The organism is Methyloversatilis discipulorum, from assembly GCF_000527135.1.
Classification (GTDB): Bacteria; Pseudomonadota; Gammaproteobacteria; order Burkholderiales; family Rhodocyclaceae; genus Methyloversatilis; species Methyloversatilis discipulorum.
This window is the reverse complement of record NZ_AZUP01000001.1, coordinates 3355649-3381028: the sequence shown is the minus strand read 5'-3', so window position 1 is coordinate 3381028 and position 25380 is coordinate 3355649. Positions and strand designations below refer to the sequence as shown.

Below are 25380 nucleotides of genomic sequence, written 5' to 3'. Positions count from 1 at the left end.
GGAGCGGCATCAGCGTCACCAAGCCGGCATAGAATCCGGCCATACATTCAGGGACCGGACCGGATGAAAACCTCCACTAAACATCGCCGCCCGGTCGCACAGCGACTGTTGCGCGCCCTGGTCGCCGGCATCGTCGCGGCCGTCACCCTGCTGGTGCTGCTGATCGCCATTGCCTGGCTGCTGCCGGACGCCACGCGCAGCGCGCCCGCGCAGGCCCTGCTCGACGCGCCCCCCGCCATCGGCGGAAGCGGCAATGGCGCGCTGCTGCTCGAAGGCCTGCGCGCGCCGGCCGGCAGCGACAGTGCGGCCTTCGGTCGTGCGCGGCTGGCGCACGCGCGCGAACACTTCGCCCGCGCCGACGCCGGCCCGTATCAGCCGCCCGAACTGCCGGCCGACGCCTTGCCGCTGCCCGACACGCAGGCGCTGTGCGACCCGGCGCACGGCGCCTGCGTCGAGCGCTGGCTGGCCCAGGCGGCGCAGATCGTCGCACTGTCCGACGCGCACCGCGCCGCACTCGACCGGCTCGACACAATCGTCGCGCAGCCGCGCTTCCAGGCGCAGATGCTGGCGCACCCGGACGCCCCGCTCACCGCCTACGGTCCGCTGGCCGGTCTGCTGCGCCTGCGGCTGGCCGAAGCGACGGTGGCGATGGAGAACGACGACAGCGCACGCGCGCTCGACATCCTGGCCGCACAGGCGACTTTCCTGCGCCGTCTGCTGGCCGTCCCCGACGCTTCGCTGATCCAGAAGATGGTCGGCACCAGCCATCTGCGCATGCACCTGACGGTGCTGGGCGAATGGCTGCACCGCTGGCCCGACGCGGTGAAGGACGCGCCGCAGCTCGCTGCGCTGCTGGCGGATGCCAGCGACGCCGAGCTCGACTTGCGCGGCGCCATCCGGCAGGAAGCCGGCTGGATGGCCGCCACGATGAACACTCTGCGCAGCGGCCAGGCGAACGCCGTGTTCGCCGACGGCAACTCGCCGTCGCTGCTCGAACAGCTGCTGCTGCCTGCCTTCTACAAGCGCGATGCGACGCTGAACGACTGGGCGACGCACGCGGCAGCGCTCGACGCTGCGCTGGCCGGTCCGCACGACGCGCGACTGGCGGCGCTGCAGGCGCAGAACCGCGCCTTCCTGCAGGGCGCTGCCGACTACGGCGACCTGTCGCGCGTGCTGTACAACCCGGCGGGCCGGCTGCTGCTGACCCTGGCGGTCGCCGACTACGGCGACTACCTGCTGCGTCTGTACGACACGCAGGCGGTCGGTCGCATGGTGGCGCTGCAGGCCGCGCTGATCCGCGACGGCGCGCGTGCAGACGACATCTCCGCACGTCTCGTTGTCGGCACGCCGGCTTCGCCGCAGCGCATCGGCTACGACGCGAACGCGCACGCACTGACCTGGGCGCCGCTGGGCAGCCAGGGCATCGTGCAGAAGCTGGACGGCGGCCTCTACATGGCCCGGCTGCCGCGCTGATCAGCGCGGCGCACCGCCCGCGCGGGCCAGCGCCTGTTCAAGCGTATCGCGCGCCTCCACCGCGTCCGGCTCGCGCGCCAGCCACAGCTGCGCATGCTGCGCCAGCGCATCCCAGCGACCTTCGTGTTCGTACTGCACCGCCTGCAGGAAGGGCAGACGCGCGTCGGTGGCGTCGGCCCAGAACGGACGCGCGTCGGCCGTCTTCGGTTGCACGCCGCGCGCCAGCACCTCCGGCACCCAGTCGGCCGGAATGGCGAAGAACATGCTCTTGTCGGCGCTCAGCTTGTAGAAGGTGAGGATGCCGACCAGCCGCCCTTCGGCGTCGAACAGGCCGCCGCCCGAGGCGCCAGCGGCGAAGGCGGCGCTGCCGCGCAGCACGCGGCTGCCGTCCATCGCGTACAGCTGGCGTACCTCACCCAGGTCGTAGGCGAAGCGACCGCCGGTGAAGCCGAGGCTGAACACGGTGTCCTTCTTGCGCACCTGGCTGGCCGGAATCAGCGGCGCCGCGCGCGTGGTAATGATGTCCGACTTCAGGATGCACAGGTCGCGCCGCCAGTCGGCGGCAACCAGCGCCACCTGCAGCGCCTCGCCGGTCTGCACCACCACCGCGTGCGTGGCGTCGTTCAGCACGTGGCAGCTGGTGGCCAGCAGACCGGGCCCGACCATGACCGCCGAACCGCTGGCGGTGCCGCGCTCGCTCTTCGCGTACAGCTGGAACACGGTGCGCGCCGCCACCGGCACGCGGTCGAGCAGGCCGGGCGGCGTGTCGTCGTCGGCCGCGGCCGGCACGGCACAGAAGGCGAGCAGCGCCAGCAGCGGCGCGCACAGTCTGCAGGCAGGGGTCGGTCGGCTCATCGAAGCTCCTTGCAATCACTTTGGCGTCGGCGTTCGGCACACGTCGTGCTTTGTGTCGGCAAAGCGGTGGCCGGTTCCGGCCGTGCCGCGATTTTTGACACGTCCTCATGCACACCCCGACACCAGACGCCGGCAGCGACGCCGGCTGGCAAGCCCGCATCGCGCTCGGCTACCGCGCACTCGACGGTCGCACCGTGCTGGCGCGGCGCGAACACAGCGGCCCGCTGCGCGTGCAGAAGCCGCTCTACCCGGAGGGCGACGCGGTCTGCCACACGCTGCTGCTGCACCCGCCCGGTGGCATCGCCGGCGGCGACGCGCTGCAGGTCGAGCTCGACGCCGGCCCCGGCACGCACGCGCTGATCACCACGCCGGGCGCCACCAAGTGGTACCGCAGCGCCGGTCCGCTCGCCCGCTCGGACCTGCATCTGCGCGTCGGCGCCGGCGCCGTCGTCGAATGGCTGCCGCAGGACGCCATCGTGTTCGACGGCGCGCGAGCGTGCGCAAGCAACCACATCGACCTGACGAGCGACGGTCGCTTCATCGGCATGGACCTGTGGTGCCTGGGCCGCACCGCCAGCGGCGAGCGCTTCGAGCGCGGCGCGCTGGCGCTGGACAGCCGCATCACCCGCGACGGCCGCACGCTGTGGCTGGAACAGGCGCGACTGGCTGCCGGTGCGCCGCTGCTCGCGTCGGCCGCCGGACTGGCCGGCGCCCCGGTGTTCGGCACGCTGGTCGCCGCCGGCATCGACGCCGACGCGGCACTGCTGGCCGCCTGTCGCGCGGTGCCGGCCCCGCCCGGACACTCCGGCGTCACGCGATTACCCGGCGTACTGCTGGCACGCTACCGCGGCGACTGCACGCAGGCGGCGCGGGCATGGTTCGTGCATCTGTGGGCGCTGATACGCCCGGCCATGACCGGGCGACCGGCGCAGACGCCGCGCATCTGGAACACCTGACGAGCACACAAAACAAAAATGGAACTGACACCGCGCGAGAAGGACAAGCTGCTCATCTTCACCGCCGCCCTGCTGGCCGAGCGCCGCCGGGCCCGCGGGCTCAAGCTCAACTACCCGGAAGCGGTCGCCTACATCACCGCCGCCATCATGGAAGGCGCGCGCGACGGCCGCAGCGTGGCCGAACTGATGAGCCACGGCACGACGCTGCTCAGCCGTGACGACGTCATGGAAGGCGTGGCCGAAATGATTCCGGACATACAGGTGGAAGCCACTTTCCCGGACGGCACCAAACTGGTCACCGTTCATCATCCGATACCCTGAAAGCCGCCCGTGAGTGACGACGACATGGAACTGGCGCGCCGCCTCGCGCGCTTCAAGCTGGGCGTGCGGCGCAGCCTCGGTGAGTCGGTGAACCTCGACGCGCTGCGCACCGATCTCGATTACCGCACGCGCACGCTGGCCGACATCGAAGAGCGCGCCGACGACGAAGAACTGCTGGTCAGCCTGCTGCTGGTGCGCGAAATGCTCGATCGCCGCAGCGACGCCGACGTGACCGGCGATGGCACCAAGCCCGGGCGCGATTACCGTTTTGGTGCGCGTTCGGGCTGACCGGCACGGGAAGGAACACGATGATTCCAGGACAGATGCAGGTCGCCGACGGCGACATCGAACTGAACGCCGGCCGTGACACCGTCACGCTGGACGTGCGTAACAGCGGTGACCGGCCGGTGCAGGTCGGCTCGCACTACCACTTCGCCGAAACCAACGACGCGCTGCTGTTCGACCGCGCCGCGGCGCGCGGCTTCCGCCTCGACATCGCAGCCGGTACCGCGGTGCGTTTCGAGCCGGGCCAGATGCGCACGGTGACGCTGGTCGCACTGGCCGGCGAACGCAGGGTTTTCGGATTCAAGGGACGGGTACAGGGCCCGCTCGATACACAGGGAGAACAGCAATGATGCAGGCACTGATGACTTTGGCACTGGCATGGAGCAGCGTCGCGTGGGCCCATCCGGGCGAGCACCACGGCAACGTCGGCGACGCTTTGCTGCATCTGGTGAGCGAGCCGGACCACGTGGCGCTGCTGATCGCGGCGGCGGTGATCGGCGGCCTCGGCGGGCTGATGATGCGCCGTCGCGCGAAGGCCGCGCGCCGCATGTTCAAGGACTGATGGACGCATGAGCACGCGCATCAGCCGGCAGGCCTATGCGGAAATGTTCGGCCCGACCACCGGCGACCGCGTGCGTCTGGCCGACACCGAGCTGTGGATCGAGGTCGAGCGCGACTACACCGTCTATGGCGAGGAAGTGAAGTTCGGCGGCGGCAAGGTGATCCGCGACGGCATGGGCCAGAGCCAGCGCTGCGCGGCGGAGGTGATGGACACCGTCATCACCAATGCGCTCATCGTCGACCACTGGGGCATCGTCAAGGCCGACATCGGCCTGAAGAACGGCTTCATCGCAGCCATCGGCAAGGCCGGCAATCCGGACATCCAGCCCGGTGTCGGCATCGTGATCGGCCCGGGCACCGAAATCATCGCCGGCGAAGGCATGATCGTGACCGCGGGCGGCATCGACAGCCACATCCACTTCATCTGCCCGCAGCAGATCGAAGAGGCGCTGATGTCCGGCGTCACGACCATGCTGGGCGGCGGCACCGGCCCGGCCACCGGCACCTTCGCCACCACCTGCACGCCGGGCCCGTGGCACATCCACTCGATGCTGGCCGCGGCCGACGCCTTTCCGATGAACCTCGGTTTTCTCGGCAAGGGCAACGCATCGCAGCCGGCACCGCTGCGCGAACAGATCGAGGCCGGCGTGATCGGCCTGAAGCTGCACGAGGACTGGGGCACCACGCCGGCGGCGATCGACACCTGCCTGTCGGTGGCCGAAGAGATGGACGTACAGGTCGCCATCCACACCGACACGCTGAACGAATCGGGCTTCGTCGAAACGACGATGGACGCGTTCAAGGGCCGCACCATCCACACCTTCCACACCGAAGGCGCGGGCGGCGGTCATGCGCCGGACATCCTGCGCGCAGCCGGCCTGCCCAACGTGCTGCCGTCATCGACCAACCCGACCATGCCCTACACGGTGAACACCATAGACGAGCACCTCGACATGCTCATGGTGTGCCACCACCTCGACGCCGCCATCGCCGAAGACGTCGCCTTCGCCGAGAGCCGCATCCGGCGCGAGACGATCGCCGCGGAGGACATCCTGCACGACCTCGGCGCCTTCTCGATGATGTCGTCCGACTCGCAGGCCATGGGCCGCGTCGGCGAGGTGATCATCCGCACCTGGCAGGCGGCGCACAAGATGAAGATCCAGCGCGGCACGCTGAGCGACCCGGACGGCCGCTCGCCGGCCGCCGACAACTTCCGCGTGCGCCGCTACATCGCCAAGTACACGATCAACCCGGCGATCACGCACGGCATCGGCCACATCGTCGGCTCGGTCGAGCCGGGCAAGCTCGCCGACCTGGTGTTGTGGCGCCCCGCCTTCTTCGGCGTCAAGCCCAGCTTGATACTCAAGGGCGGCATGATCGCCGCTGCCGCGATGGGCGACCCGAACGCCTCCATCCCGACACCGCAACCGGTGCACTACCGGCCGATGTTCGGCAGCTACGCCGGCGGCCTGAAAACCTCACTCACCTTCGTGTCGCAGGCCGCGCTGAACAACCCCGCCGTGCGCGACCTGGGGCTGAGCAAGCGCCTCGAACCGGTGCGCAACACGCGCGCCATCCGCAAGTCCGACATGGTGCTGAACGGCTGGCAGCCGCAGATCGACGTCGACCCTGAAACCTACGAAGTGCGCGCCGACGGCGAAGCCCTGGTCTGTGAACCGGCCGAAGTGCTGCCGATGGCGCAGCGCTATTTCCTGTTCTGAAACTGCGGGCCGCGCCCGCACACGACATGCTGCTGATCGAAACCTTCGCGCCGGCCGACGCCGTGCCGGCCGATACGCTGACGCTGAGCTTCGAACTGCGCGCCAAGTGCAGGCTGCGCACGCGCCTGGATTCGGGCGAGGAGGTCGGACTGTTCCTGCCGCGCGGCACGATACTGCGCGGCGGTGATCGGCTGGCCGGCAAGGACGGGCGCGTCGTTGCCGTGCGCTCGACGCCGGAGACGGTGATCGAGGCACGTAGCGCAGACGCGCTGCTGATCGCGCGCGCCGCCTACCACCTCGGCAATCGCCACGTCGCTGTCGAGGTGCAGCCCGGCCTGCTGCGGCTGGCGGCCGACCACGTGCTGGCTCAGATGCTGGTCGGCCTCGGCTTGGACGTGAGCGAGACGCAGGCGCCGTTCGAGCCTGAAGCCGGCGCTTACGGCGGCCACCCTGCCCACCACACGCACGCGCACACCGAGGACACCGGCGCGAAGCTCCACCTGTTCGCGGGCAGCGCATGAATCCGCTCGCCCTCGTCCGCCTGCTGCAGCTGGCGAGCCCGACGCTGCCGGTGGGTGCCTTCAGCTATTCGCAGGGGCTGGAGTGGCAGGTCGATTGCGGCGCCATCCGGACCGAAGCGGACGCCGGTGACTGGATTGCCGCAGTGTTCGACGCCGGCATCGCCTCCTTCGAGTTGCCGCTGCTGGCGACGCTGATGCGTGCCTGGGCGGCTGACGACGTCGCGGCGATACTCGAACTGAACGACGACTACCTGGCCAGCCGCGAAGCGGCCGAACTGCGCGCCGAGACGGTGCAGATGGGCTATTCCTGCCTGCAGCTTCTGAAGGCGCTGCCCGAATGCGGCGCGGTCGCGGCGCGGCTGGCGGACGGCGGGGACATGGCTTACCCGACCGCGTGGTCCGGTGCCGCGGTGGCGCTCGGCGTGCCGGTCGAACCGGCGCTGACCGCCTGGGCCTGGGCCTGGGCGGAGAATCAGGTGATGGCGGCGATCAAGGCGGTGCCGCTGGGCCAGACCGCCGGCCAGCGCCTGCTGATGACGCTGGGCGCCGCCATCCCGGCGCGCGTAACGGAGGCGCTGACACTGCCGCGCGCGGACTGGAGCAATTTCGCGCCCGGCCTGGCGATCGCCAGTTGCCGGCACGAAACGCAGTATTCAAGGTTGTTCCGCTCATGAAACGCCGCTCTGGGAGCGCGCGCCGCTCGCGATGCGGCGGCGAACATCCGCCGGCGACGGCACTCCGCAAATTCGCGAGCAGAGCCCGCTGCCACGGGGCCGCGCGCAAATGCCTCGCGCATCCGCTGAACTCACCACTGAAAGAAGGACGATGACGACATCCACTCCCCGCCCGCCGCTGCGCGTGGGCATCGGCGGCCCGGTCGGCTCCGGCAAGACCGCGCTGACGCTGGCGCTGTGCCGCGCGCTGCGCGACCGCTACAACATCGCCGCGGTCACCAACGACATCTACACCGAGGAGGACGCGCAGTTCCTGGTGCGCAACGAGGCGCTGCCGCCGGAACGCATCATCGGCGTCGAAACCGGCGGCTGCCCGCACACGGCAATCCGCGAGGACGCGTCGATCAACCTCGAAGCGGTGGCGCGGCTGAGCGCACGCTTCTCCGGACTGGAAATCATCCTGATCGAATCCGGCGGCGACAATCTGGCGGCCACCTTCAGCCCGGAACTGTCCGACCTGACGCTGTACGTGATCGACGTCGCCGCCGGCGACAAGATTCCGCGCAAGGGCGGGCCCGGCATCTGCAAGTCCGACCTGCTCATCATCAACAAGATCGACCTGGCACCGATGGTCGGCGCCTCGCTCGACGTGATGGAACGCGACGCGAAGAAAATGCGCGGCGAGCGGCCCTTCCTGTTCTCGAACATGAAGACCGGCCACAACCTCGACGCCATCATCGCCTTCATTGAGCGCGAAGGCATGCTGGGCGCCGGCTGACGCGTATCGTGTTGCGGCGCCACACTTGACGCTACACTTCCGCGACTTTCCACAGCGGGCAGGCGCGTGAAGATCATCATTCTCGGGGCCGGACAGGTCGGCTCCTCGGTGGCGGAAAACCTGGTGTCGGAGGCCAACGACATCACCGTGGTCGATACCGACATCCCGCGCCTGCAGGCGCTGCAGGACCGGCTCGACCTGCGCGTGGTGGCCGGCAACGGCGCCAGCCCGGCGGTGATGCGTCAGGCGGGCGCCGACGACGCCGACCTGCTGATCGCGGTCACCGCGTCCGACCAGACCAATCTGTGCGCCTGTCGCATCGCGCAGACGCTGTTCAACCTGCCCACCCGCATCGCCCGGCTGCGCTCGATCGACTACGCCGACTATCCGCAGCTGCTCGACGACGACAATTTCGCCGTCGATTTCTCGATCTGCCCGGAACAGGAGGTCACCGACTACCTGAAGCGGCTGATCGCCTTCCCGGAAGCGCTGCAGGTGATCGAGTTCGGCAAGGGCCGGGTGAGCATGGTGGCGGTGCGCGCGGTCGGCGGCGGGCCGCTGGTCGGCCGCCAGATCAAGGCGCTGCACGAGCATCTGCCGGACATCGACGCCCGCATCGCCGCCATCTACCGGCGCGACACCGCCATCATCCCGGATGGCGACACGGTGATCGAGCCGGGCGACGAAGTGTTCTGCGTCGCCGCGACCGAGCATATCCGCGCCGTGACCGCAGAACTGCGCCGGCTGGACAAGCCGATGCGCCGCATCATGATCGCCGGCGGCGGCAACATCGGTTACCGCCTCGCCTCGTCGCTGGAAAACCGCTACGAACTGAAGCTGATCGAGCACTCGCGCACGCGCGCCGAATTCCTGTCCGGCAGCCTGCACAAGACACTGGTGCTGGCCGGCGACACCACCGACGAAATGCTGCTCGAAGCGGAAAACGTCGACGACATGGACCTGTATCTCGCGCTGACCAACGACGACGAAAACAACATCATGTCGTCGCTGATGGCCAAACGTATGGGTGCGCGTCGCGTGGTGGCGCTGATCAACCGCCGCGCCTACGTCGATCTGGTGCAGGCAGGCACCATCGACATCGCCATCTCGCCGGCCCAGGTGTCGATCGGTTCGCTGCTGGCGCACGTGCGCCGCGGCGACGTGGTGGCGGTGCACAGCCTGCGCCGCGGCGCGGCCGAAGCGCTCGAACTGGTGGTGCACGGCGACCGCAAGACATCGAAGGTGGTCGGCCGGCGCGTCGACGAGATCAAGCTGCCCGAGGGCGCGATGATCGGCGCCATCGTGCGTCACTCGGACAAGCCGATCCGGGTCGAGGTGACCGAGCTCGCGGTGCGCGAGACGCACGAGCAGGTGATCATGCCGCACCACGACACGGTGATCGAGCCGGAGGATCACGTGATCGTGTTCTGCTCGACCAAGCGGGTGGTGGCGCGGGTCGAGAGGCTGTTCCAGGTCGGGTTCGGGTTTCTCTGATGCTGGCCGTACTGAATGTGCTGGGCCGCCTGCTGGCGGTGTTCAGCCTGACCTATCTGGCGCCGATCATCTGTTCGCTGGTGTTCCACGACGGCATGCTGTGGCATTTCATAGACAGCATGGCGATCAGCGCGGCCGGCGGCGTGCTGCTGTACATGGCGACACGGCGCCATTACCGGGAACTGAAGCCGCGCGACGGCTTCCTGCTGGTCACGCTGTCCTGGGTGCTGATGTCCACCATCGCCGCCGTACCGCTCATGCTGTCCTACGACACGATGAGCTTTACCGACGCCTTCTTTGAAACGATGTCGGGCCTGACCACGACCGGTGCCACGGTCATGACCGGTCTCGACCACGCTCCGCAGTCGATCAATCTGTGGCGCCACCTGCTGAACTGGATAGGCGGCATGGGCATCATCGTGTTCGCAGTCGCCATCCTGCCGCTGCTCGGCGTCGGCGGCATGCAGCTCTACAAGGCGGAAACGCCGGGGCCGATGAAGGACGGCAAGCTCACCGCACGCATCGCCGACACCGCCAAAGCGCTTTACCTGGTCTATTTCGGCATCACGGTCGTGTGCGTGCTGTCGCTGCGCGTCGCCGGCATGGACTGGTTTGACGCGCTCTGTCACGCCTTCGCCGCGATGGGTCTGGGCGGACTGTCCACACGCGACGCCAGTATCGGCGCCTTCGATTCGCCCTGGATCGAGGGCGTCCTGAGCTTCTTCATGCTGGTCGCGGCGATGAACTTCGCCACCCACTTCCTGGCCTTCCGCGGCCGCTCGTTGCGCGTCTACACGCAGGATTTCGAGGCCCGCGGCGTGCTGATCGCCTGTATCGGCAGCAGCGTGCTGCTGGCGGCCTATCTGGTCGAACAGGGCACGTACGCCAGCTACTGGACGGCCCTGCGACACGTGAGCTTCAATCTCATCTCGATTGCGACCGACTGTGGTTTCGTCAGCACCGACTACGCGCAATGGCCGTTGTTCGTGCCACTGTGGATGCTGTTCCTGTCCAGCATCACGGCCAGTTCGGGATCGACCGGCGGCGGCATCAAGATGGTGCGCACACTCATCCTGATCGGTCAGGCGCGGCGCGACATGCTCAAGCTCATTCATCCAAACGCCGTACGGCCGCTCAAGGTCGGCACCACGTGCGTGTCGGGCACGGTCGCCCAGTCGGTGCTTGGCTTCATCTTCCTGTACTTCATGAGCATCGTGCTGCTCACCTTCGTACTGCTGCTGTCCGGCCTGGACTTCATGTCCTCGTTCACCGCGGTCATCGCGATGATCAACAATGCCGGCCCCGGTCTCGGCGTGGTTGGCCCGGCTGGCAACTACCAGGGGCTGTCCGACTTCCAGACCTGGGTGGGCAGCTTTGCCATGCTGCTCGGCCGCCTGGAGGTGATGTCCATCCTCATCATCCTCACCCCGGGCTTCTGGCGCAAATAGGCCCGATCGTCGCCTGCCCGGGCAGGCAGCGGGGCGCATCGGCTATCCTTGCGCCCTGCACTTCAAGGATTCCCCATGTCCGCACTCCGCAACGACACCTTCCTGCGCGCGCTGCTGCGCCAGCCCACCGACTACACGCCGATCTGGCTGATGCGCCAGGCCGGCCGCTACCTGCCGGAGTACTGCGCGACGCGCCGCCGCGCCGGCAGCTTCCTGCAGCTGTGCAAGTCGCCGGCCATGGCCTGCGAAGTGACGCTGCAGCCGCTGGAACGCTTCCCGCTCGACGCCGCCATCCTGTTCTCCGACATCCTGACGGTGCCGGACGCAATGGGTCTGGGCCTCTACTTCGCCGAAGGCGAAGGCCCGAAATTCGAGCGCCCGCTGCGCTCGGAAGAGGCGATCCGCGCGCTGGCCGCCCCCGACCCCACGGCCGAGCTGGGCTATGTCATTGACGCGGTGAGTGAAATCCGTCGCGCACTGGACGGTCGGGTGCCGCTGATCGGCTTTTCCGGCAGCCCATGGACGCTGGCCTGCTACATGGTCGAAGGCGGCGCCTCGGACGACTACCGTCACCTGAAGACGCTGATGCTGGACCGTCCGGAACTGCTGCACCACATGCTGTCGGTGACTTCGAAGGCGGTGACCGATTACCTGAACGCCCAGATCGAAGCAGGCGCGCAGGCGGTGATGATTTTCGATTCCTGGGGCGGCGCACTGTCGGCGCACGGCTATCGCGAATTCTCACTCGCCTACATGCAGCGCATCATCGCCGGCCTGACGCGGGAAAGGGACGGCCAGCGCGTGCCGGTCATCATGTTCACCAAGGGTGGCGGTCAGTGGCTGGAGGCGCAGGCCGAAGCCGGCGCCGACGCACTCGGCCTGGACTGGACCACCGATATCGGACTGGCCCGCCAGCGGGTCGGCGACAAGGTCGCGCTGCAGGGCAATTTCGACCCGACCGCGCTGTTCGCACACCCGGAAGGCATCCGCGGCGAGGCGCGCCGCATCCTCGACAGCTACGGCAATCATCCGGGCCATGTGTTCAACCTCGGCCACGGCATTTCGCAGCACACGCCGCCCGAACACGTGGCCGCGCTGGTGGACGAAGTCCATCGCCACAGCCGCGCGCTGCGGGCCGGCTGACATGAGCGGCCGGCACGCGCGGCCGGCCTTTTTTGCACAGATCGCATGCCGCAGGGGGTTGACTTATGCACAGTCGGCCGCTCAGGCCGACTACAAGCCGAAGGGCCGGTCCACTACAAGAGCCCTCCGCGCAAGTCACTGATAAGCAAGGAAGTATTTTTTTCTTGACGCCTGCCGGAAAATTTGGTGGCCGTTGATGTCAGGTTCGTGACGAACGGACACGAAGTTTCCCACAAAGTTATCCACAGCTTTTGTGGCACTCAAAACCTTGCCGGATGAGTGCGTTGCGGACACAAGCAGCCAGTCTTGTTGAACGAGATGCCGCAAGTCACTGAATCCATTAAAAGCCCGCATCAGAGCTTGGAAAGCACCGCAGCAATTCTGCCGTCGCGTCTGTTGCAGGTCGCGCTTTCGCGACCGATTCCCACGCTGTTCGACTATGACGCCTCGGCCTTCCCCGATGTCGAACCGGGACAGCGCGTGCGCGTGCCCTTCGGCCGCAGCGAACTGTGGGGCATCGCCTGGGGCTGGCGCGAAGCGGGCGACGTCGACGCCGCACGCATCAAGCCGCTGCTTGCCGTCGATGCCGGCAGCCCGCCGCTGCCGGCCAGTTGGCGGGCGCTGGTCGAGTTCGTCGCCCACTACTACCAGCAGCCGATAGGCGAAGTAGCGGCGATGGCGGCCCCACCGGCGATCAGCGCCACCCGCGCCGAGCGGGCCAACCGGCGCTTCCGCGCCACCCCGGCCGGCACCGCCGCGCTCGATACGCTGCCGGCGCGCGACGTCCGGCGCAAGCTGATCACCGCGCTGACCGAGGCCGGCGACCTGAACGAGGCGGAACTGCGCGCGCTGTCATCGCGCGCCGCCGTCGCCCTCGAACGCCTGCTGACCGACGGTCTGATCGAGCCGGCCCTGCCTCAGGCGCCGGCCGAAGCCGCCCACGTGCTAAGCGCCGATCAGGCGGCGGCGCTGGCCGCACTGCACTCGACCGCGGGCTACGCCGCCAGCCTGCTGCACGGCGTAACCGGCAGCGGCAAGACCGAGGTCTATCTGCGACTGATCGAGGATCAGATCGCCGCCGGCCGGCAGTGCCTGCTGCTGGTGCCGGAGATCGCGCTGACGCCGCAGTTGCAGGCGCGGGTTGCCGCCCGCTTCCCGCGCGCCTGCCTGCACGTGATGCACAGCGAAATGAGCGACGGCGCCCGCGCGATGGCCTGGGCGGCGGCGCAGTCGGGCGAGGCGGACATCCTGCTCGGCACCCGGCTGGCGGTGTTCGCGCCGCTGCCGCGTCTGGGCTGCATCGTGCTCGACGAGGAACACGACCCCTCCTTCCGCCAGACCGAAGGCGTGCGCTATTCGGCGCGCGACGTCGCCATCTGGCGTGCGCGCAACGAAGACGTGCCCATTGTGCTGGGCAGCGCCACGCCGTCGCTGGAAACGCTGCGCCACGCGATCGACGGCCGCTATCGCTGGCTCAGACTGACCACGCGCGCCGGCAGCGCCCGCCTGCCCGAGGTACATCTGGTCGACACGCGGGTGTTCCGCGCCACCGACGGGCTGAGCCAACCCATGCAGCGGGCCATCGAAAGCCGGCTGGCGCGCGGCGAACAGACGCTGCTGTTCATCAATCGCCGCGGCTACGCGCCAGTGCTGAGCTGTCCGGCCTGCGGCTGGGCGGCCGGCTGCACGCAGTGCACCGCCAATCTGGTGCTGCACGCCGCCGACCGCCGGCTGCGCTGCCACCACTGCGGCGCCGAAGGGCCGGTGCCGCAGGCCTGCCCGAAATGCGGCAACCAGGACATCCAGGGCTACGGCCGCGGCACCCAGCGGCTGGAAGAAACGCTGGCCAGCCGCTTCCCGACCGCACGTCTGCTGCGCATCGACCGCGACAACGTGCGCGGCCGCGAACACTGGCAGGAACAGCTGGACCTGATCCGCCGCGGCGAGGTCGATCTGGTGGTCGGCACCCAGTTGCTGGCCAAGGGCCACGACTTCCCCGGCATCACGCTGGTCGGCGTGATCGGCGCCGACGCCTCGCTGCACGCCGCCGACTTCCGCGCGCAGGAACGGCTGTTCGCGCAGCTGATGCAGGTCGGCGGCCGCGCCGGTCGGGCCGATACGGCGGGCGAAGTGCTGATCCAGACCGCGCAACCCGAACACCCGCTGTTCGCCGCGCTGAAGGCGCACGATTTCGACGGCTTCGCGCGCAGCCAGCTGGCGGAACGCGCCGCGCTCGGCCTGCCGCCACACGGCTTCCAGCTCATGCTGAGCGCCGACGCGCCGGAACTGCAGGCTGCCCTCGACTTCCTCGAAGCGGCGCGGCGTGCCGCGCTGGCACTGAACGTGGACGGCGTGCAGATCTACGACGTCGTGCCGATGCGCATGGTGCGTCGCGCCAACCGCGAACGCGCCCAGCTGGTGGTCGAATCGCGCAGCCGTCCGGCCCTGCGCACGCTGCTGCTGCCCTGGGTCGCCAACCTCTACCGTCTGCGCATCGCCCGCGGCCTGCGCTGGCATGTCGACGTGGATCCAGTCGAGGTGTGACCGGGCGGTGACGTGCTGGCGTTGCGGCCGATCGGCTGTCGCGAGCCCGCTCGCTCCCGCAGCACCCCATCCTGCGCCGCGCACGGCCCTCCGTTGCCGTCGGGGTCAGAAGACCCCTCCCACAGAACCCCGGCTCCGGCGACGGTTCGGGCGCACCCCCTGTGGGAGCGGCCTTGGCCGCGACGCGGTTGTCGCTGGCCGGCGGCTTCGATCAAGGCCGCTATCGCGAGCAAGCTCGCTCCCACAGCACCCATCCGGCGCCGCGCACGGCCCACCGCTGCTGCGGGCGTCGACGGGCTATCCCACACAGTCACCGCCCCGACGAAAAGCTCGGCCGAGCTTGCAGCGCCCGCCTTTCTCGGTTCTCATCCGCGCTCTTCCCTCGCCGAACCCCCATGAGAGCCGACCAGACCCTCGTTGCCCGCAATCTCGCCCGCTCCCGCACCGTTGCCCAGGCGCTGATCGCGGCCGGGCGGGTTCGCGTCGCCGTTGGCGCTGGCTGGACGGTGGTGACCAAGCCGGCCCAGGACATCCCGGACGGTGCCGAGCTGCAGGTCGAGCTGTCGGACGACGACCGCTATGTGTCGCGCGGCGGGCTGAAGCTGGCCGGGGCGCTCGATCGGGCCGGGCTGGACGTCGCCGGCCTGAGCTGCCTCGACGTCGGCCAGAGCACCGGCGGCTTCACCGACTGCCTGATCCAGCGCGGCGCCGCGCGCGTGGTGGGCGTCGAGGTCGGCCACGGCCAGCTGGACCCGCGGCTGCGCGGCGACCCGCGCATCGTCTGCATCGAACACCTCAATGCGCGCACGCTGGACGCCGCCACGCTCGGTATACATATGGCGGCCGGCGGCTTCGACCTGCTGGTGTGCGACGCCAGCTTCATTTCGCTGACGCTGCTGCTGCCGCAGTGGCCGGCGCTGCTGGCCCCGGGCGGACGCGTGCTCACGCTGGTGAAGCCGCAGTTCGAACTGGGCCCGGATGCACTGGGGAAAGGCGGCATCGTGCGTGATGCGGCACAATACCCGGCCCTGGAGGTGCGCATGCGGACGTTTGCCGAAGCGAACGGTCTCAACGCACTGGATTACTTCGACAGCCCGATCAAGGGCGGCGACGGCAACCGCGAATTCTTCCTGTACGCGGCCCGGCGCGACGCGACCGACCACCATGACAGACAACCCCACGCGCATCTGCAGCGTCGAATTCTTCCCGCCGGCCACCGAAGAGGGGGCCGAAAAGTTGCGCGCCACCCGCCGTCAGCTGCGCCAGCTCAACCCGTCCTTCTTCTCGGTCACCTACGGCGCCGGCGGCACCACGCGTGATCGCACGCTCGAAACCGTGCTCGAAATGAAGGCCGAAGGCCTGAACGCGGCACCGCACCTGTCCTGCATCGGTTCGACCCGCGACAACCTGCGGCAGACGCTGGAGCGCTACAAGGAGGAAGGCATCCACCACATGGTGGCGCTGCGCGGCGACCTGCCCTCGGGCGTGGTCGACCCGGGCGATTTCCGCTACGCCAACGAACTGGTGGAGTTCGTCCGACAGGAAACCGGCGACTGGTTCCACATCGAAGTGGCCGCCTACCCGGAAGTGCATCCGCAGGCGCGCAACGCCGCCAAGGACCTGCAGAACTTCGTGCGCAAGATGAAGGCGGGCGCCGACTCGGCCATCACCCAGTACTTCTACAACACCGACGCCTACTTCGCCTTCGTCGACGACGCGCGCGCGATGGGCGTCGAGGCGCCGATCTACCCGGGCATCATGCCGATCGCCAACTTCTCGAAGATCGCGCGCTTCTCGGAAGCCTGCGGCGCCGAAATCCCGCGCTGGATGCAGCGCAAGTTCGAAGGTTTCGGCGACGACGCCGCCTCGGTCAAGGCCTATGGCCTGGACGTCGTGACCACGTTGTGCGAGCGCCTGCTGGCCGGTGGCGCACCGGGTCTGCATTTCTACACGCTGAACCAGGCGGGGCTGACCTCGACCATCTGGCAGCGGCTCGGTCTGTAATTTCACCCGCCCCTTTCCCGGAGAACGGCATGCGCATCTTTTCCGTCCTCGCCCTGCTGCTGGCGCTGTTCGGTGGCTACACCTGGCTGGTGCTGAACTGGAGCTATTCCACCGGCGAACGTGCCGGCTACGTGCAGAAATTCAGCAACAAGGGCTGGTTCTGCAAGACCTGGGAAGGCGAACTGGCGATGGTCACCATGCCCGGCACGCTGACCGAGAAGTTCGAGTTTTCGGTGCGTGACGAGAAGGTGGCGCAGAAGCTGAACCAGAGCATGGGGCAGCGCGTGTCGCTGCACTACGCGCAGCACATCGGCGTGCCGACCTCCTGCTTCGGCGAGACGCAGTATTACGTCAGCGACGTGCGCGTGGTCGATGTGCCGGACGCCGAAAAGCGCGCCCTCGAAGCACTGCCGGCGGTACCGGCCGTCGCGCCGCCGCCCGCGGCCGCGCCCGCCCAGTGAGCCGCTCACCGCGCAGCCTGGCCTTCCTGCTGGCGGGCCTGTCGGCCATCGGTCCGTTCGCGATCGACACCTACCTGCCGGCTTTTCCGGCGATCGGCGCCGATCTGGGCGCGACCAAGCTGGAAGTTCAGCAATCGCTGACGATCTATCTCGGCTTCTTCGCGTTGATGACGCTGTGGCACGGCGCCGTCGCCGACGCGCTGGGCCGGCGGCGCGTCGTGCTGTGGTCGCTGGTCATGTTCTTCCTGACCTCGGTCGGCTGCGCGCTGGCGACGCAGATCGAGCACCTGTGGATCGCCCGCGCGCTGCAGGGCATGTGCGCCGGCGCCGGCATGGTGGTTGGCCGCGCCGTCGTGCGCGACCTGTTCGAAGGCGCCGAGGCGCAGCGGCTGATGAGCACGATACAGCTGCTGTTCGCGCTGGCGCCGGCGGCCGCCCCCATCATCGGCGGCTGGGTGTTCGGCCTGTTCGGCTGGCGCGCGGTGTTCTGGTTCCTCGCCGCCTATTCGGCGCTGATGTGGCTGCTCTGCATGCTGCGCCTGCCGGAAACGCTGGACCCGGATCACCGGCGCAGCCTGCATCCGGTCAAGCTGGCGCGCGACTACGCCCACATGTTCGCCCGCCCGGCCCTGCTGGCGCTGGTGATCGCGGTATCGATGAATTTCGCCGGTTTCTTCCTTTACGTGATGTCGGCGCCGGTGTTCCTGATGGAGCACCTGGGCGTGTCACCGCAGGGTTTCGCCTGGCTGTTCGGCCCGACCGTGGCCGGCATGATGACCGGCTCCTGGCTGGGTCGCCGGCTGGCCGGCAAGATGGCGCCGCAGCTGCAGCTCAAGCTGGCCTACACCATCATGCTGACGGCCGCCTTCGGCAACGTGCTACTGAACGTGCTCACGCCGGCCAGCCTGCCCTGGGCGGTACTGCCGATCGCGCTGTACAACATCGGCCAGGCGCTGGCCATGCCGATACTGTCGCTGTTGGCGCTGGAGCTGTTCCCGCGGGCGCGCGGCATGGTGTCGTCCTGCCAGGGTTTCGCGCAGTCGCTGACCAATGCGATGGCCGCCGGCCTGGTGGTGCCGGTGCTGTGGGGCGAACCGCTGCATCTGGCCGCCGGCATGGCCACTTTCGTCTTCGTCGGCTGGCTGGCCTGGCTGCGCTACCGGAGCATGCACGCATGAGCGACAAGCGCTACCAGGTACGCAGCCGCAGCGAGCACAACTTCTGGCTGCACGAGGTGTTCGACAGCACGACCGGCCAGGCCGTGCTGGAACCGAACACCGACCTGTCCTGGTGTTTCGACGGCGCCGCGCTGCTCGAATCCGGACTGAGCATCGACGAGACGCTGGAACTGCTGGCAGTGCGACCGGTGATCCGCCAGTGCGGCTGCTGAAGCGCCGGCCCGCCACGCCTACCCATTAGGGATTACTCCCTCCTGAGAATTGCCGCTCGCCGTGGCCGCCCCGAATAATGCACAGGCCGGCGCACCGACGTGCGTCACCTATCGGGAGAGAACAATGAAAGTGGTGGTGGCCTACGACGGTTCGAAACACGCGCACAAGGCGATCGATCAGCTGCAGATCCTGAACGGTCCGCTCGATGCGGTCATCGTGTCGGTGGTACGCGGCCCCGCGCTGGGCATACGCGGCACCGCGGTGGAAGTGGACCAGGCCGAGATCGACCACGCGCGCGCGGCGCTCGACAAGGTGGCGGCCGAACTGGCGGCCCGCGGCGTGACCGCACGCACCCGGCTGGCGATGGGCGAACCGGCCGACGTCCTGGTCGATATCGCGGAAGAGGAGAACGCCGAACTGATCATCCTCGGTACGCGTGGCCTGAGTCTGGCCAAGCGCATCGTGATGGGATCGGTCAGCAGCAACGTGCTGCACCACGCACCGTGTGCGGTGCTGGTGGTGCGCTGAACCGGCAGGCGACTCGCGGTCGTGGTCGCGGTCTGCTGACCGCGGCCACTTGAACCCGCCGCGGCGCCGACGCCCGCTCAGACCAGATCGAGTCCCGAGGTCACGTTCAGGTTGCGGTCCTGCGCTTCCTTGCTGTTCAGCTTGATCTGCAGGCGCAGATCGTTGACCGAATCGGCATTGCGCAGCGCGTCCTCGTAGTTGATGCGGCCGGCTTCGTAGAGGTCGAACAGCGCCTGGTCGAAGGTCTGCATGCCCAGCTCGCGCGAGCGCTTCATCACGTCCTTGATCTCGCCGACATTGCCCTTGAAGATGTGATCGGCAATCAGCGGCGAATTCAGCATCACCTCGATCGCCGCCGCCCGGCCCTTGCCTTCCTTCAGCGGCACCAGACGCTGGGAGATCATCGCCCGCAGATTCAGCGACAGGTCCATCAGCAGCTGTTCGCGCTTGTTTTCCGGGAAGAAGTTGATGATGCGGTCGATCGCCTGATTGGAGCTGTTGGCGTGCAGCGTAGCCAGGCACAGGTGGCCGGTCTCGGCGAACTGGATCGCGTGCTCCATCGTTTCGCGGTCGCGGATTTCGCCCATCAGGATGACGTCCGGCGCCTGCCGCAGCGTGTTCTTCAGCGCGATTTCCCAGTCAGCGGTATCGAGTCCGATCTCGCGCTGCGTCACCACGCAGTTCTTGTGGTCGTGCACGTACTCGATCGGGTCCTCGATCGTGATGATGTGGCCGTAGCTGTTGGTATTGCGCCAGTCGACCAGCGCGGCCAGCGAGGTGGTCTTGCCGGTGCCGGTACCGCCGACGAAGATGACGAGGCCGCGCTTGGTCATCGCCACGTCCTTCAGCACCGGCGGCAGGCCCAGTTCGTCCAGCGTCGGAATCTTGGCGTTGATGGTGCGCAGCACGCAGCCTATCTTGCCCTGCTGCACGAAGGCATTGACGCGGAAGCGGCCGATGCCGGCCGGCGAGATCGCGAAATTGCACTCCTTGGTCGCCTCGAATTCGGCCGCCTGCCGGTCGTTCATGATGGCGCGCGCCAGTTCGGCCGTGTGCTGCGGCGTCAGTGACTGGTTGGACTGCGGCACGATGCGGCCGTCCACCTTGATCGCCGGCGGAAAACCGGCAGTCACGAACAGGTCGGAACCGCGCTTGGTCACCATCAGGCGCAGCAGGTCGTACATGAATTTGAGGGCCTGATCTCTTTCCATCTGCGCTCTCCGCGGCGGTTGTCGTTGTCAGTGTAGCGGCAGGCGCGGCACTCAGCCGGCGAACATGTCCTTGTTTTGCGCACGGGTGCGCGCTTCGGCCGGCGAAATGACGTTGCGGCGCACCAGTTCCTGCAGGTTCTGGTCCAGCGTCTGCATGCCCATGCTCTGACCGGTCTGGATGGCCGAATACATCTGCGCGATCTTGTTCTCGCGGATCAGGTTGCGGATGGCCGGCGAGCCCACCATGATCTCGTGCGCGGCGACCCGGCCGGTGCCGTCCTTGGTCTTCAGCAGGGTCTGCGAAATGACCGCGCGCAGCGATTCGGAAAGCATGGCCCGCACCATTTCCTTTTCCTCGGCCGGGAACACGTCGACGATACGGTCGATGGTTTTCGCCGCGCTGGAGGTGTGCAGCGTGCCGAACACCAGGTGGCCGGTTTCGGCGGCGGTCAGCGCCAGCCGTATCGTTTCCAGGTCGCGCATTTCACCGACCAGGATCACGTCCGGGTCTTCCCGCAGCGCCGAGCGCAGCGCGTTCGAGAAGCTCAGCGTGTGCGGGCCGACCTCGCGCTGATTGATCAGGCAGCGCTTCGATTCATGCACGAACTCGATCGGGTCCTCGACGGTCAGGATGTGGCCGTACTCGTTCTCGTTGATGTAATCGACCATGGCCGCCAGCGTGGTCGACTTGCCGGAGCCGGTCGGGCCGGTCACCAGCACGATGCCGCGCGGCGTGTTGGCGATGTCCTGGAAGATCTTCGGCGCCTTCAGATCCTCCAGCGTCAGCACCTTGGACGGAATGGTCCGGAACACCGCACCGGCGCCACGGTTCTGCACGAAGGCATTGACCCGGAAACGCGCCAGGTTGGGCACCGCGAACGAGAAGTCGGCTTCAAGGTGCTCTTCGTACACCTTGCGCTGGGTGTCGTTCATGATGTCGTAGATCATGCCGTGCACATCCTTGTGCTCCATCGGCGGCAGATTGATCCGGCGCACGTCGCCATGCACGCGGATCATCGGCGGCAGACCGGCCGAGAGGTGCAGATCGGACGCCTTGTTCTTGACGGAAAACGCGAGCAGTTCGGTAATGTCCATGACGGGCCTCGGGCAATAAATGGGGTGTTGTGCCGAATATAATTCGAAGAAATTCAGGGCATTATGATGAGCATTTCAGACAACCTGCAAGCAATTCGCCACCGCATCGCCGACGCCGCCCGCGCCTGCGGCCGCGACCCCGCAGACATTCTTCTGCTGGCGGTGAGCAAGACCAAGCCGGATGCGGACATCATCGCCGCGCATGCCGCCGGTCAGACCGCCTTCGGCGAGAACTATGTGCAGGAAGGCTGCGACAAGGCGCAGCGCCTCGGTGAAGCCGGCATCACGCTCGACTGGCATTTCATCGGACCGCTGCAGAGCAACAAGACGCGCCAGGTCGCGACCTGGTTCGACTGGGTGCATTCGATCGACCGCGAGAAGATCGCCGCGCGACTGTCCGAACAGCGCGACCCGCATCGGCCGCCACTGAATGTGTGCCTGCAGGTCAACGTCAGCGGTGAAGCGTCGAAGAGCGGTGTCGCACCGGAACAGGTCGCGGCGCTGGCCGACGCCATCGCGGCGCTGCCGCGACTCGCACTGCGCGGCCTGATGGCCATTCCCGAACCGACCGATGATGTCGCCCTCCAGCGTCGCCGTTTCGCTCATTTACGGCAGTTGAAGGACGATCTGAACGCGCGCGGACACCGTCTCGACACGTTGTCGATGGGCATGTCACAGGATCTTGAAGCGGCGATCGCCGAAGGTGCCACCATCGTGCGTGTCGGCACGGCGCTGTTCGGGGCGCGGAACTGACATCGCATGCCCGGCACGTCACGTGACGTTCGTGGTGCCCTGGCAACATGTCGCCCGATCACTCCAGACCCTGCCTCTCTCGCCATGCTCCGAGCCACCCGAATCGCCGCACTGATCCTTCCCACCGTCGTGCTGGCCCCGACGACGCACGCCGCTCGGCCGATGGTGACCGACGATGCGCGCATCGTTGATCCGCGCAGCTGCCAGCTGGAAACGTGGACCCAGCGGACTTCAAGCGCAGCGGAGTACTGGCTGCTGCCGTCGTGCGCCATCGGCAGCAATTTCGAGCTGATCCTGGGCGGCGCCCGCACCGGTGGTGACGGCGCAGCGCATGCGACCAGCGACCGCGTCGTGCAGGGCAAAACCCTGCTGCGCACGCTCGCCAACGATGGCTGGGGGCTGGGTCTGGTGGCGGGCGGCAATCTGCGCCCTACGGGCGGAGATGACGCCTTCGCCTATGTTCCCGCGACCTTTGCTTTCGCCGACGGCACGCGTCTGCTGCACCTGAATGCCGGCTGGCTGCACGACGGTACGAGCCGGCGCAGCCGTGCCACCTGGGGCATAGGCGGGGAAGTACAGGTCAGCGACCGCCTCTGGCTGATCGGCGAAAGTTACGGCGAAGGCAGCAACGACCGCTACTATCAACTCGGGCTGCGTCTGTGGCTGATACCGAATCGGGTACAACTGGATGCCACCCACGGCAATCGCTGGAACAATCCCGAGGGAGAGCGCTGGATATCGATCGGCCTGCGCCTGCTGTCGCCGGCCTTCCTGCCTTGAACCGCCGCGTCCGTACATCTGCCAATGATTCACGTCTACACGCTGCAGGACGGCCGACTGACCCGCACGGCCGAAGAACACCACGACACGGTGCCCGATCAGGACATCGCCTGGATCGACGCGCTCGATCTCGATGGCGACGAGAAGGCCTGGCTGCGCCAGCGCTTCCGCATCGACGTCGAGGCGCCCGATGACGATGCCGACATCGAAGCGAGCGCGCGGGTGTTCGTCGATGCACAAGGCAATCTGAACCTGCGTGCCGATTTCCTGATCGGACGCGGCCACGAGTACGTGACCGAGGCGCTGCGCTTCGTGATCGGCCCCAACATGCTGATCAGCCTGCACGATGACGAACTGCCCATCATGCGCCTGCTGCGCATGCGCAACCGCGCACAGCCGGGCAAGCTTGCACAGCCGACCGACATCCTGATCGAACTGTTCGCGCTGGACGTCGAACAGTCCGCCGACGCGCTGGAGCACATCTACACCGAACTGGAATCGGTCAGCGCCAGCGTGCTGGGCGAGCAGCGCGGTTCGGACGACGCAGCGGCCGACAGCATCACCCGCATCGCCCGCAACGAGGACCTGAACGGCACCATCCGGCGCAATCTGATGGACACGCGACGCGCCCTGTCCTGGCTGATGCGCGAACACCGGCTGGGCAAGGCACAGACCGACAAGGTGAAGCAGATCCTGCGTGACATCGAATCGCTCGACGGCCATACCGCCTTCATCTTCGACAAGATCAACTTCCTGATGGACGCCATCATCGGCTTCATCAACCTGAATCAGAGCAAGGTGGTGAAGATCTTCTCGGTCGCATCGGTCGCCATGCTGCCGCCGACGCTGATCGCCAGCGTCTACGGCATGAACTTCGCGCACATGCCCGAACTGGGCTGGCGCTGGGGCTACCCGTTCTCGCTCGGCCTGATGGCACTGAGCGTGGCGCTGCCGTTCTGGTACTTCCGCCGCAAGGGCTGGCTCAAGTAGTTCGCCGGGCGACGGCAAAGCTAAACTGTCGGACTGCGTATCCACCACTCCTCTCCCGTGCCCCTCCACGACTACCTGATCCACCCCACCATCTCCCCGATCGCCTTCAAGATCGGCCCGCTGGCCGTGCGCTGGTACGGACTGATGTATCTGGTCGCCTTCGTCGCCTTCATGCTGCTCGGCCGCGTACATGCGAAGCGGCTGGCGGCCGCCGGTGCGCCATCGCTGGATGCAAAGCAGATCGACGACCTGCTGTTCTACGGCGTGCTGGGCGTGGTGCTGGGCGGGCGGCTGGGCTATGTGCTCTTCTACAAGCCGGCCTACTACCTCGAACACTGGACCGAAATCCCGGCCATCTGGTCGGGCGGCATGAGCTTTCACGGCGGCTTTCTCGGTGTGCTGGTGGCCGTCGCGCTGTTCGCGCGGCGCGCCGACTGGCGCTTCTTCCAGCTCACCGACTTCATCGCGCCGCTGGTGCCGCTGGGTCTGGCGGCCGGGCGCATCGGCAACTTCCTGAACGCCGAACTGGTGGGCCGCGTCACCGACGTGCCGTGGGCGATGATCTTCCCGACCGTGGACATGCTGCCGCGCCACCCGTCGCAGCTCTACCAGTTCGCCGGCGAGGGGCTGGGGCTGTTCGTGCTGCTGTGGTGGTTCTCGCGCCGGCCGCGACCGATGGCAGCGGTCAGCGCGATGTTCCTGATCGGCTATGGCGGCTTCCGCTTCCTCGCCGAATTCGGCCGCGAGCCGGACGATTTCCTCGGCCTGCTGGCCGGCGGGCTGTCGATGGGCCAGTGGCTGAGCATGCCGATGATCCTCGCCGGCATCGCGATGATGATCTGGTCCTACCGACGCAACACAGGAGTGAACACATGAGCCGTCCCTTCCGCATCCTCGGCCTGCAGCAGATCGCCATCGGCGGCCCCGACCGCATGAAGCTGCGCCGCCTGTGGGTTGAGCTGTTCGGCCTCGGCCTCGAAGGCGACTTCACGTCGGAGCGCGAGAACGTGGTCGAGGACATCGCGGTGCTGGGCAGCGGCCCGCACCGGGTCGAGGTCGATCTGATGCAGCCGCTCGATCCGGCGAAGAAGCCGCGCGTCGACGAGCCGCCGCTGAACCACATCGGCCTGTGGGTGGACGACCTGCCGACTGCGGTCGAATGGCTCACCGCCCAGGGCATGCGCTTCACGCCGGGCGGCATCCGCCGCGGCGCGGCCGGGCACGACATCGTGTTCATCCACCCCAAGGGCAACGAGGTTTTCCCGCTGTGCGGCGAAGGTGTGCTGATCGAGCTGGTACAGGCGCCGCCGGAGGTGATTGCGGCGCTGGGGTGAATCGGCGCCCGGGTACATCGACGCAGTCGTCTGGAACGGGAGAGCGTCGCGGCGATGCA

Annotated in this window: 28 protein-coding genes; 25 read left to right on the top strand and 3 right to left on the bottom strand. The window is 67.7% G+C overall.

All coding sequences use genetic code 11. The annotated features are described in order from the left end of the window. Positions 1–63 precede the first annotated feature (63 nt). On the top strand, positions 64–1473 hold the full coding sequence (locus METFAM1_RS0115815; protein WP_024300761.1) for a hypothetical protein: 1410 nt from the start codon (positions 64–66) through the stop codon (positions 1471–1473). Here METFAM1_RS0115815 and METFAM1_RS0115810 read toward each other — a convergent pair whose 3' ends face one another. Further along, complete coding sequence (locus METFAM1_RS0115810) at positions 1474–2328, bottom strand: S1 family peptidase (protein WP_019916381.1); 855 nt, start codon at positions 2326–2328, stop codon at positions 1474–1476. It abuts the gene before it with no gap. 107 nt (positions 2329–2435) lie between these two features. On the opposite strand from METFAM1_RS0115810, the gene METFAM1_RS0115805 reads away from it, so the two are divergent. The 19 genes from METFAM1_RS0115805 (at position 2436) to METFAM1_RS0115710 (ending at position 19158) form a co-directional block, all read left to right on the top strand. Then, positions 2436–3284: an urease accessory protein UreD gene (locus tag METFAM1_RS0115805; RefSeq protein WP_019916380.1), complete on the top strand. Its 849-nt coding sequence runs from the start codon at positions 2436–2438 to the stop codon at positions 3282–3284. A gap of 18 nt (positions 3285–3302) precedes the next feature. After that, positions 3303–3605 carry an urease subunit gamma gene (locus tag METFAM1_RS0115800; RefSeq protein ID WP_019916378.1) on the top strand — a complete coding sequence of 101 codons (303 nt, stop codon included), beginning with the start codon at positions 3303–3305 and terminating at the stop codon, positions 3603–3605. Positions 3606–3614: 9 nt separating this feature from the next. Then, on the top strand, positions 3615–3893 hold the full coding sequence (locus METFAM1_RS0115795) for a hypothetical protein (RefSeq protein ID WP_024300760.1): 279 nt from the start codon (positions 3615–3617) through the stop codon (positions 3891–3893). A gap of 20 nt (positions 3894–3913) precedes the next feature. Beyond that, the gene (locus METFAM1_RS0115790; RefSeq protein WP_024300759.1) at positions 3914–4240 is read left to right on the top strand and encodes an urease subunit beta; all 327 of its coding nucleotides are present in this window, start codon (positions 3914–3916) and stop codon (positions 4238–4240) included. Beyond that, positions 4237–4452, top strand: a complete 216-nt coding sequence (locus METFAM1_RS0115785; protein ID WP_019916375.1) for a hypothetical protein — start codon at positions 4237–4239, stop codon at positions 4450–4452. The genes METFAM1_RS0115790 and METFAM1_RS0115785 overlap by 4 nt, the downstream gene beginning before the upstream one ends. Positions 4453–4459: 7 nt before the next feature. Continuing rightward, positions 4460–6172, top strand: a complete 1713-nt coding sequence (gene ureC, locus METFAM1_RS0115780) for an urease subunit alpha (protein WP_019916374.1) — start codon at positions 4460–4462, stop codon at positions 6170–6172. A gap of 26 nt (positions 6173–6198) precedes the next feature. After that, entirely contained in the window at positions 6199–6693 is a 495-nt protein-coding gene (gene ureE / locus METFAM1_RS0115775; protein ID WP_019916373.1) for an urease accessory protein UreE, read from the top strand. Continuing rightward, the gene (locus METFAM1_RS0115770) at positions 6690–7367 is read left to right on the top strand and encodes an urease accessory protein UreF (protein ID WP_019916372.1); all 678 of its coding nucleotides are present in this window, start codon (positions 6690–6692) and stop codon (positions 7365–7367) included. Before ureE ends, METFAM1_RS0115770 begins: the two co-directional genes overlap by 4 nt. A 151-nt stretch (positions 7368–7518) precedes the next feature. Next, a complete protein-coding gene (ureG, locus tag METFAM1_RS0115765) occupies positions 7519–8145 on the top strand; it encodes an urease accessory protein UreG (RefSeq protein ID WP_024300758.1) in 627 nt (208 codons plus the stop codon). A 66-nt stretch (positions 8146–8211) separates the two neighbouring features. Then, positions 8212–9639, top strand: a complete 1428-nt coding sequence (gene trkA / locus METFAM1_RS0115760; RefSeq protein WP_019916370.1) for a Trk system potassium transporter TrkA — start codon at positions 8212–8214, stop codon at positions 9637–9639. Then, on the top strand, positions 9639–11087 hold the full coding sequence (locus METFAM1_RS0115755; RefSeq protein WP_019916369.1) for a TrkH family potassium uptake protein: 1449 nt from the start codon (positions 9639–9641) through the stop codon (positions 11085–11087). Before trkA ends, METFAM1_RS0115755 begins: the two co-directional genes overlap by 1 nt. 75 nt (positions 11088–11162) lie before the next feature. Next, the gene (gene hemE, locus METFAM1_RS0115750; RefSeq protein ID WP_019916368.1) at positions 11163–12230 is read left to right on the top strand and encodes a uroporphyrinogen decarboxylase; all 1068 of its coding nucleotides are present in this window, start codon (positions 11163–11165) and stop codon (positions 12228–12230) included. Between the two features lie 360 nt (positions 12231–12590). Then, entirely contained in the window at positions 12591–14774 is a 2184-nt protein-coding gene (locus tag METFAM1_RS0115745) for a primosomal protein N' (protein ID WP_019916367.1), read from the top strand. Between the two features lie 395 nt (positions 14775–15169). Continuing rightward, positions 15170–16093 (top strand): TlyA family RNA methyltransferase, encoded by a 924-nt coding sequence (locus tag METFAM1_RS0115735; protein WP_019916364.1) that lies wholly within the window; start codon positions 15170–15172, stop codon positions 16091–16093. After that, on the top strand, positions 16011–16778 hold the full coding sequence (gene metF, locus METFAM1_RS0115730; RefSeq protein WP_019916363.1) for a methylenetetrahydrofolate reductase [NAD(P)H]: 768 nt from the start codon (positions 16011–16013) through the stop codon (positions 16776–16778). The genes METFAM1_RS0115735 and metF overlap by 83 nt, the downstream gene beginning before the upstream one ends. Positions 16779–16807: 29 nt before the next feature. After that, positions 16808–17239: a DUF8785 domain-containing protein gene (locus METFAM1_RS0115725; protein WP_019916362.1), complete on the top strand. Its 432-nt coding sequence runs from the start codon at positions 16808–16810 to the stop codon at positions 17237–17239. After that, complete coding sequence (locus tag METFAM1_RS0115720) at positions 17236–18417, top strand: multidrug effflux MFS transporter (protein ID WP_019916361.1); 1182 nt, start codon at positions 17236–17238, stop codon at positions 18415–18417. Before METFAM1_RS0115725 ends, METFAM1_RS0115720 begins: the two co-directional genes overlap by 4 nt. After that, positions 18414–18629, top strand: coding sequence for a hypothetical protein (locus tag METFAM1_RS0115715; RefSeq protein ID WP_019916360.1), 216 nt, complete (start codon positions 18414–18416; stop codon positions 18627–18629). Before METFAM1_RS0115720 ends, METFAM1_RS0115715 begins: the two co-directional genes overlap by 4 nt. 124 nt (positions 18630–18753) lie before the next feature. Further along, a complete protein-coding gene (locus tag METFAM1_RS0115710) occupies positions 18754–19158 on the top strand; it encodes a universal stress protein (protein WP_019916359.1) in 405 nt (134 codons plus the stop codon). A gap of 77 nt (positions 19159–19235) precedes the next feature. On the opposite strand, the gene METFAM1_RS0115705 is transcribed toward METFAM1_RS0115710, so the two are convergent. Next, positions 19236–20369: a PilT/PilU family type 4a pilus ATPase gene (locus METFAM1_RS0115705; RefSeq protein ID WP_020166184.1), complete on the bottom strand. Its 1134-nt coding sequence runs from the start codon at positions 20367–20369 to the stop codon at positions 19236–19238. Positions 20370–20420: 51 nt separating this feature from the next. Then, positions 20421–21464 carry a type IV pilus twitching motility protein PilT gene (locus METFAM1_RS0115700; protein ID WP_019916355.1) on the bottom strand — a complete coding sequence of 348 codons (1044 nt, stop codon included), beginning with the start codon at positions 21462–21464 and terminating at the stop codon, positions 20421–20423. Between the two features lie 63 nt (positions 21465–21527). On the opposite strand from METFAM1_RS0115700, the gene METFAM1_RS0115695 reads away from it, so the two are divergent. From METFAM1_RS0115695 to METFAM1_RS0115675, 5 genes are all read left to right on the top strand, one after another. Then, complete coding sequence (locus METFAM1_RS0115695) at positions 21528–22217, top strand: YggS family pyridoxal phosphate-dependent enzyme (RefSeq protein WP_019916354.1); 690 nt, start codon at positions 21528–21530, stop codon at positions 22215–22217. 84 nt (positions 22218–22301) lie between these two features. Next, positions 22302–22997, top strand: a complete 696-nt coding sequence (locus METFAM1_RS0115690) for a PA4824 family protein (protein ID WP_036271743.1) — start codon at positions 22302–22304, stop codon at positions 22995–22997. Positions 22998–23021: 24 nt separating this feature from the next. Beyond that, positions 23022–23987, top strand: coding sequence for a magnesium/cobalt transporter CorA (gene corA, locus METFAM1_RS0115685; protein ID WP_019916352.1), 966 nt, complete (start codon positions 23022–23024; stop codon positions 23985–23987). Between the two features lie 57 nt (positions 23988–24044). Beyond that, positions 24045–24863 (top strand): prolipoprotein diacylglyceryl transferase, encoded by an 819-nt coding sequence (gene lgt / locus METFAM1_RS0115680; RefSeq protein ID WP_019916351.1) that lies wholly within the window; start codon positions 24045–24047, stop codon positions 24861–24863. After that, on the top strand, positions 24860–25321 hold the full coding sequence (locus METFAM1_RS0115675) for a VOC family protein (protein ID WP_019916350.1): 462 nt from the start codon (positions 24860–24862) through the stop codon (positions 25319–25321). Before lgt ends, METFAM1_RS0115675 begins: the two co-directional genes overlap by 4 nt. Positions 25322–25380 lie beyond the last annotated feature (59 nt).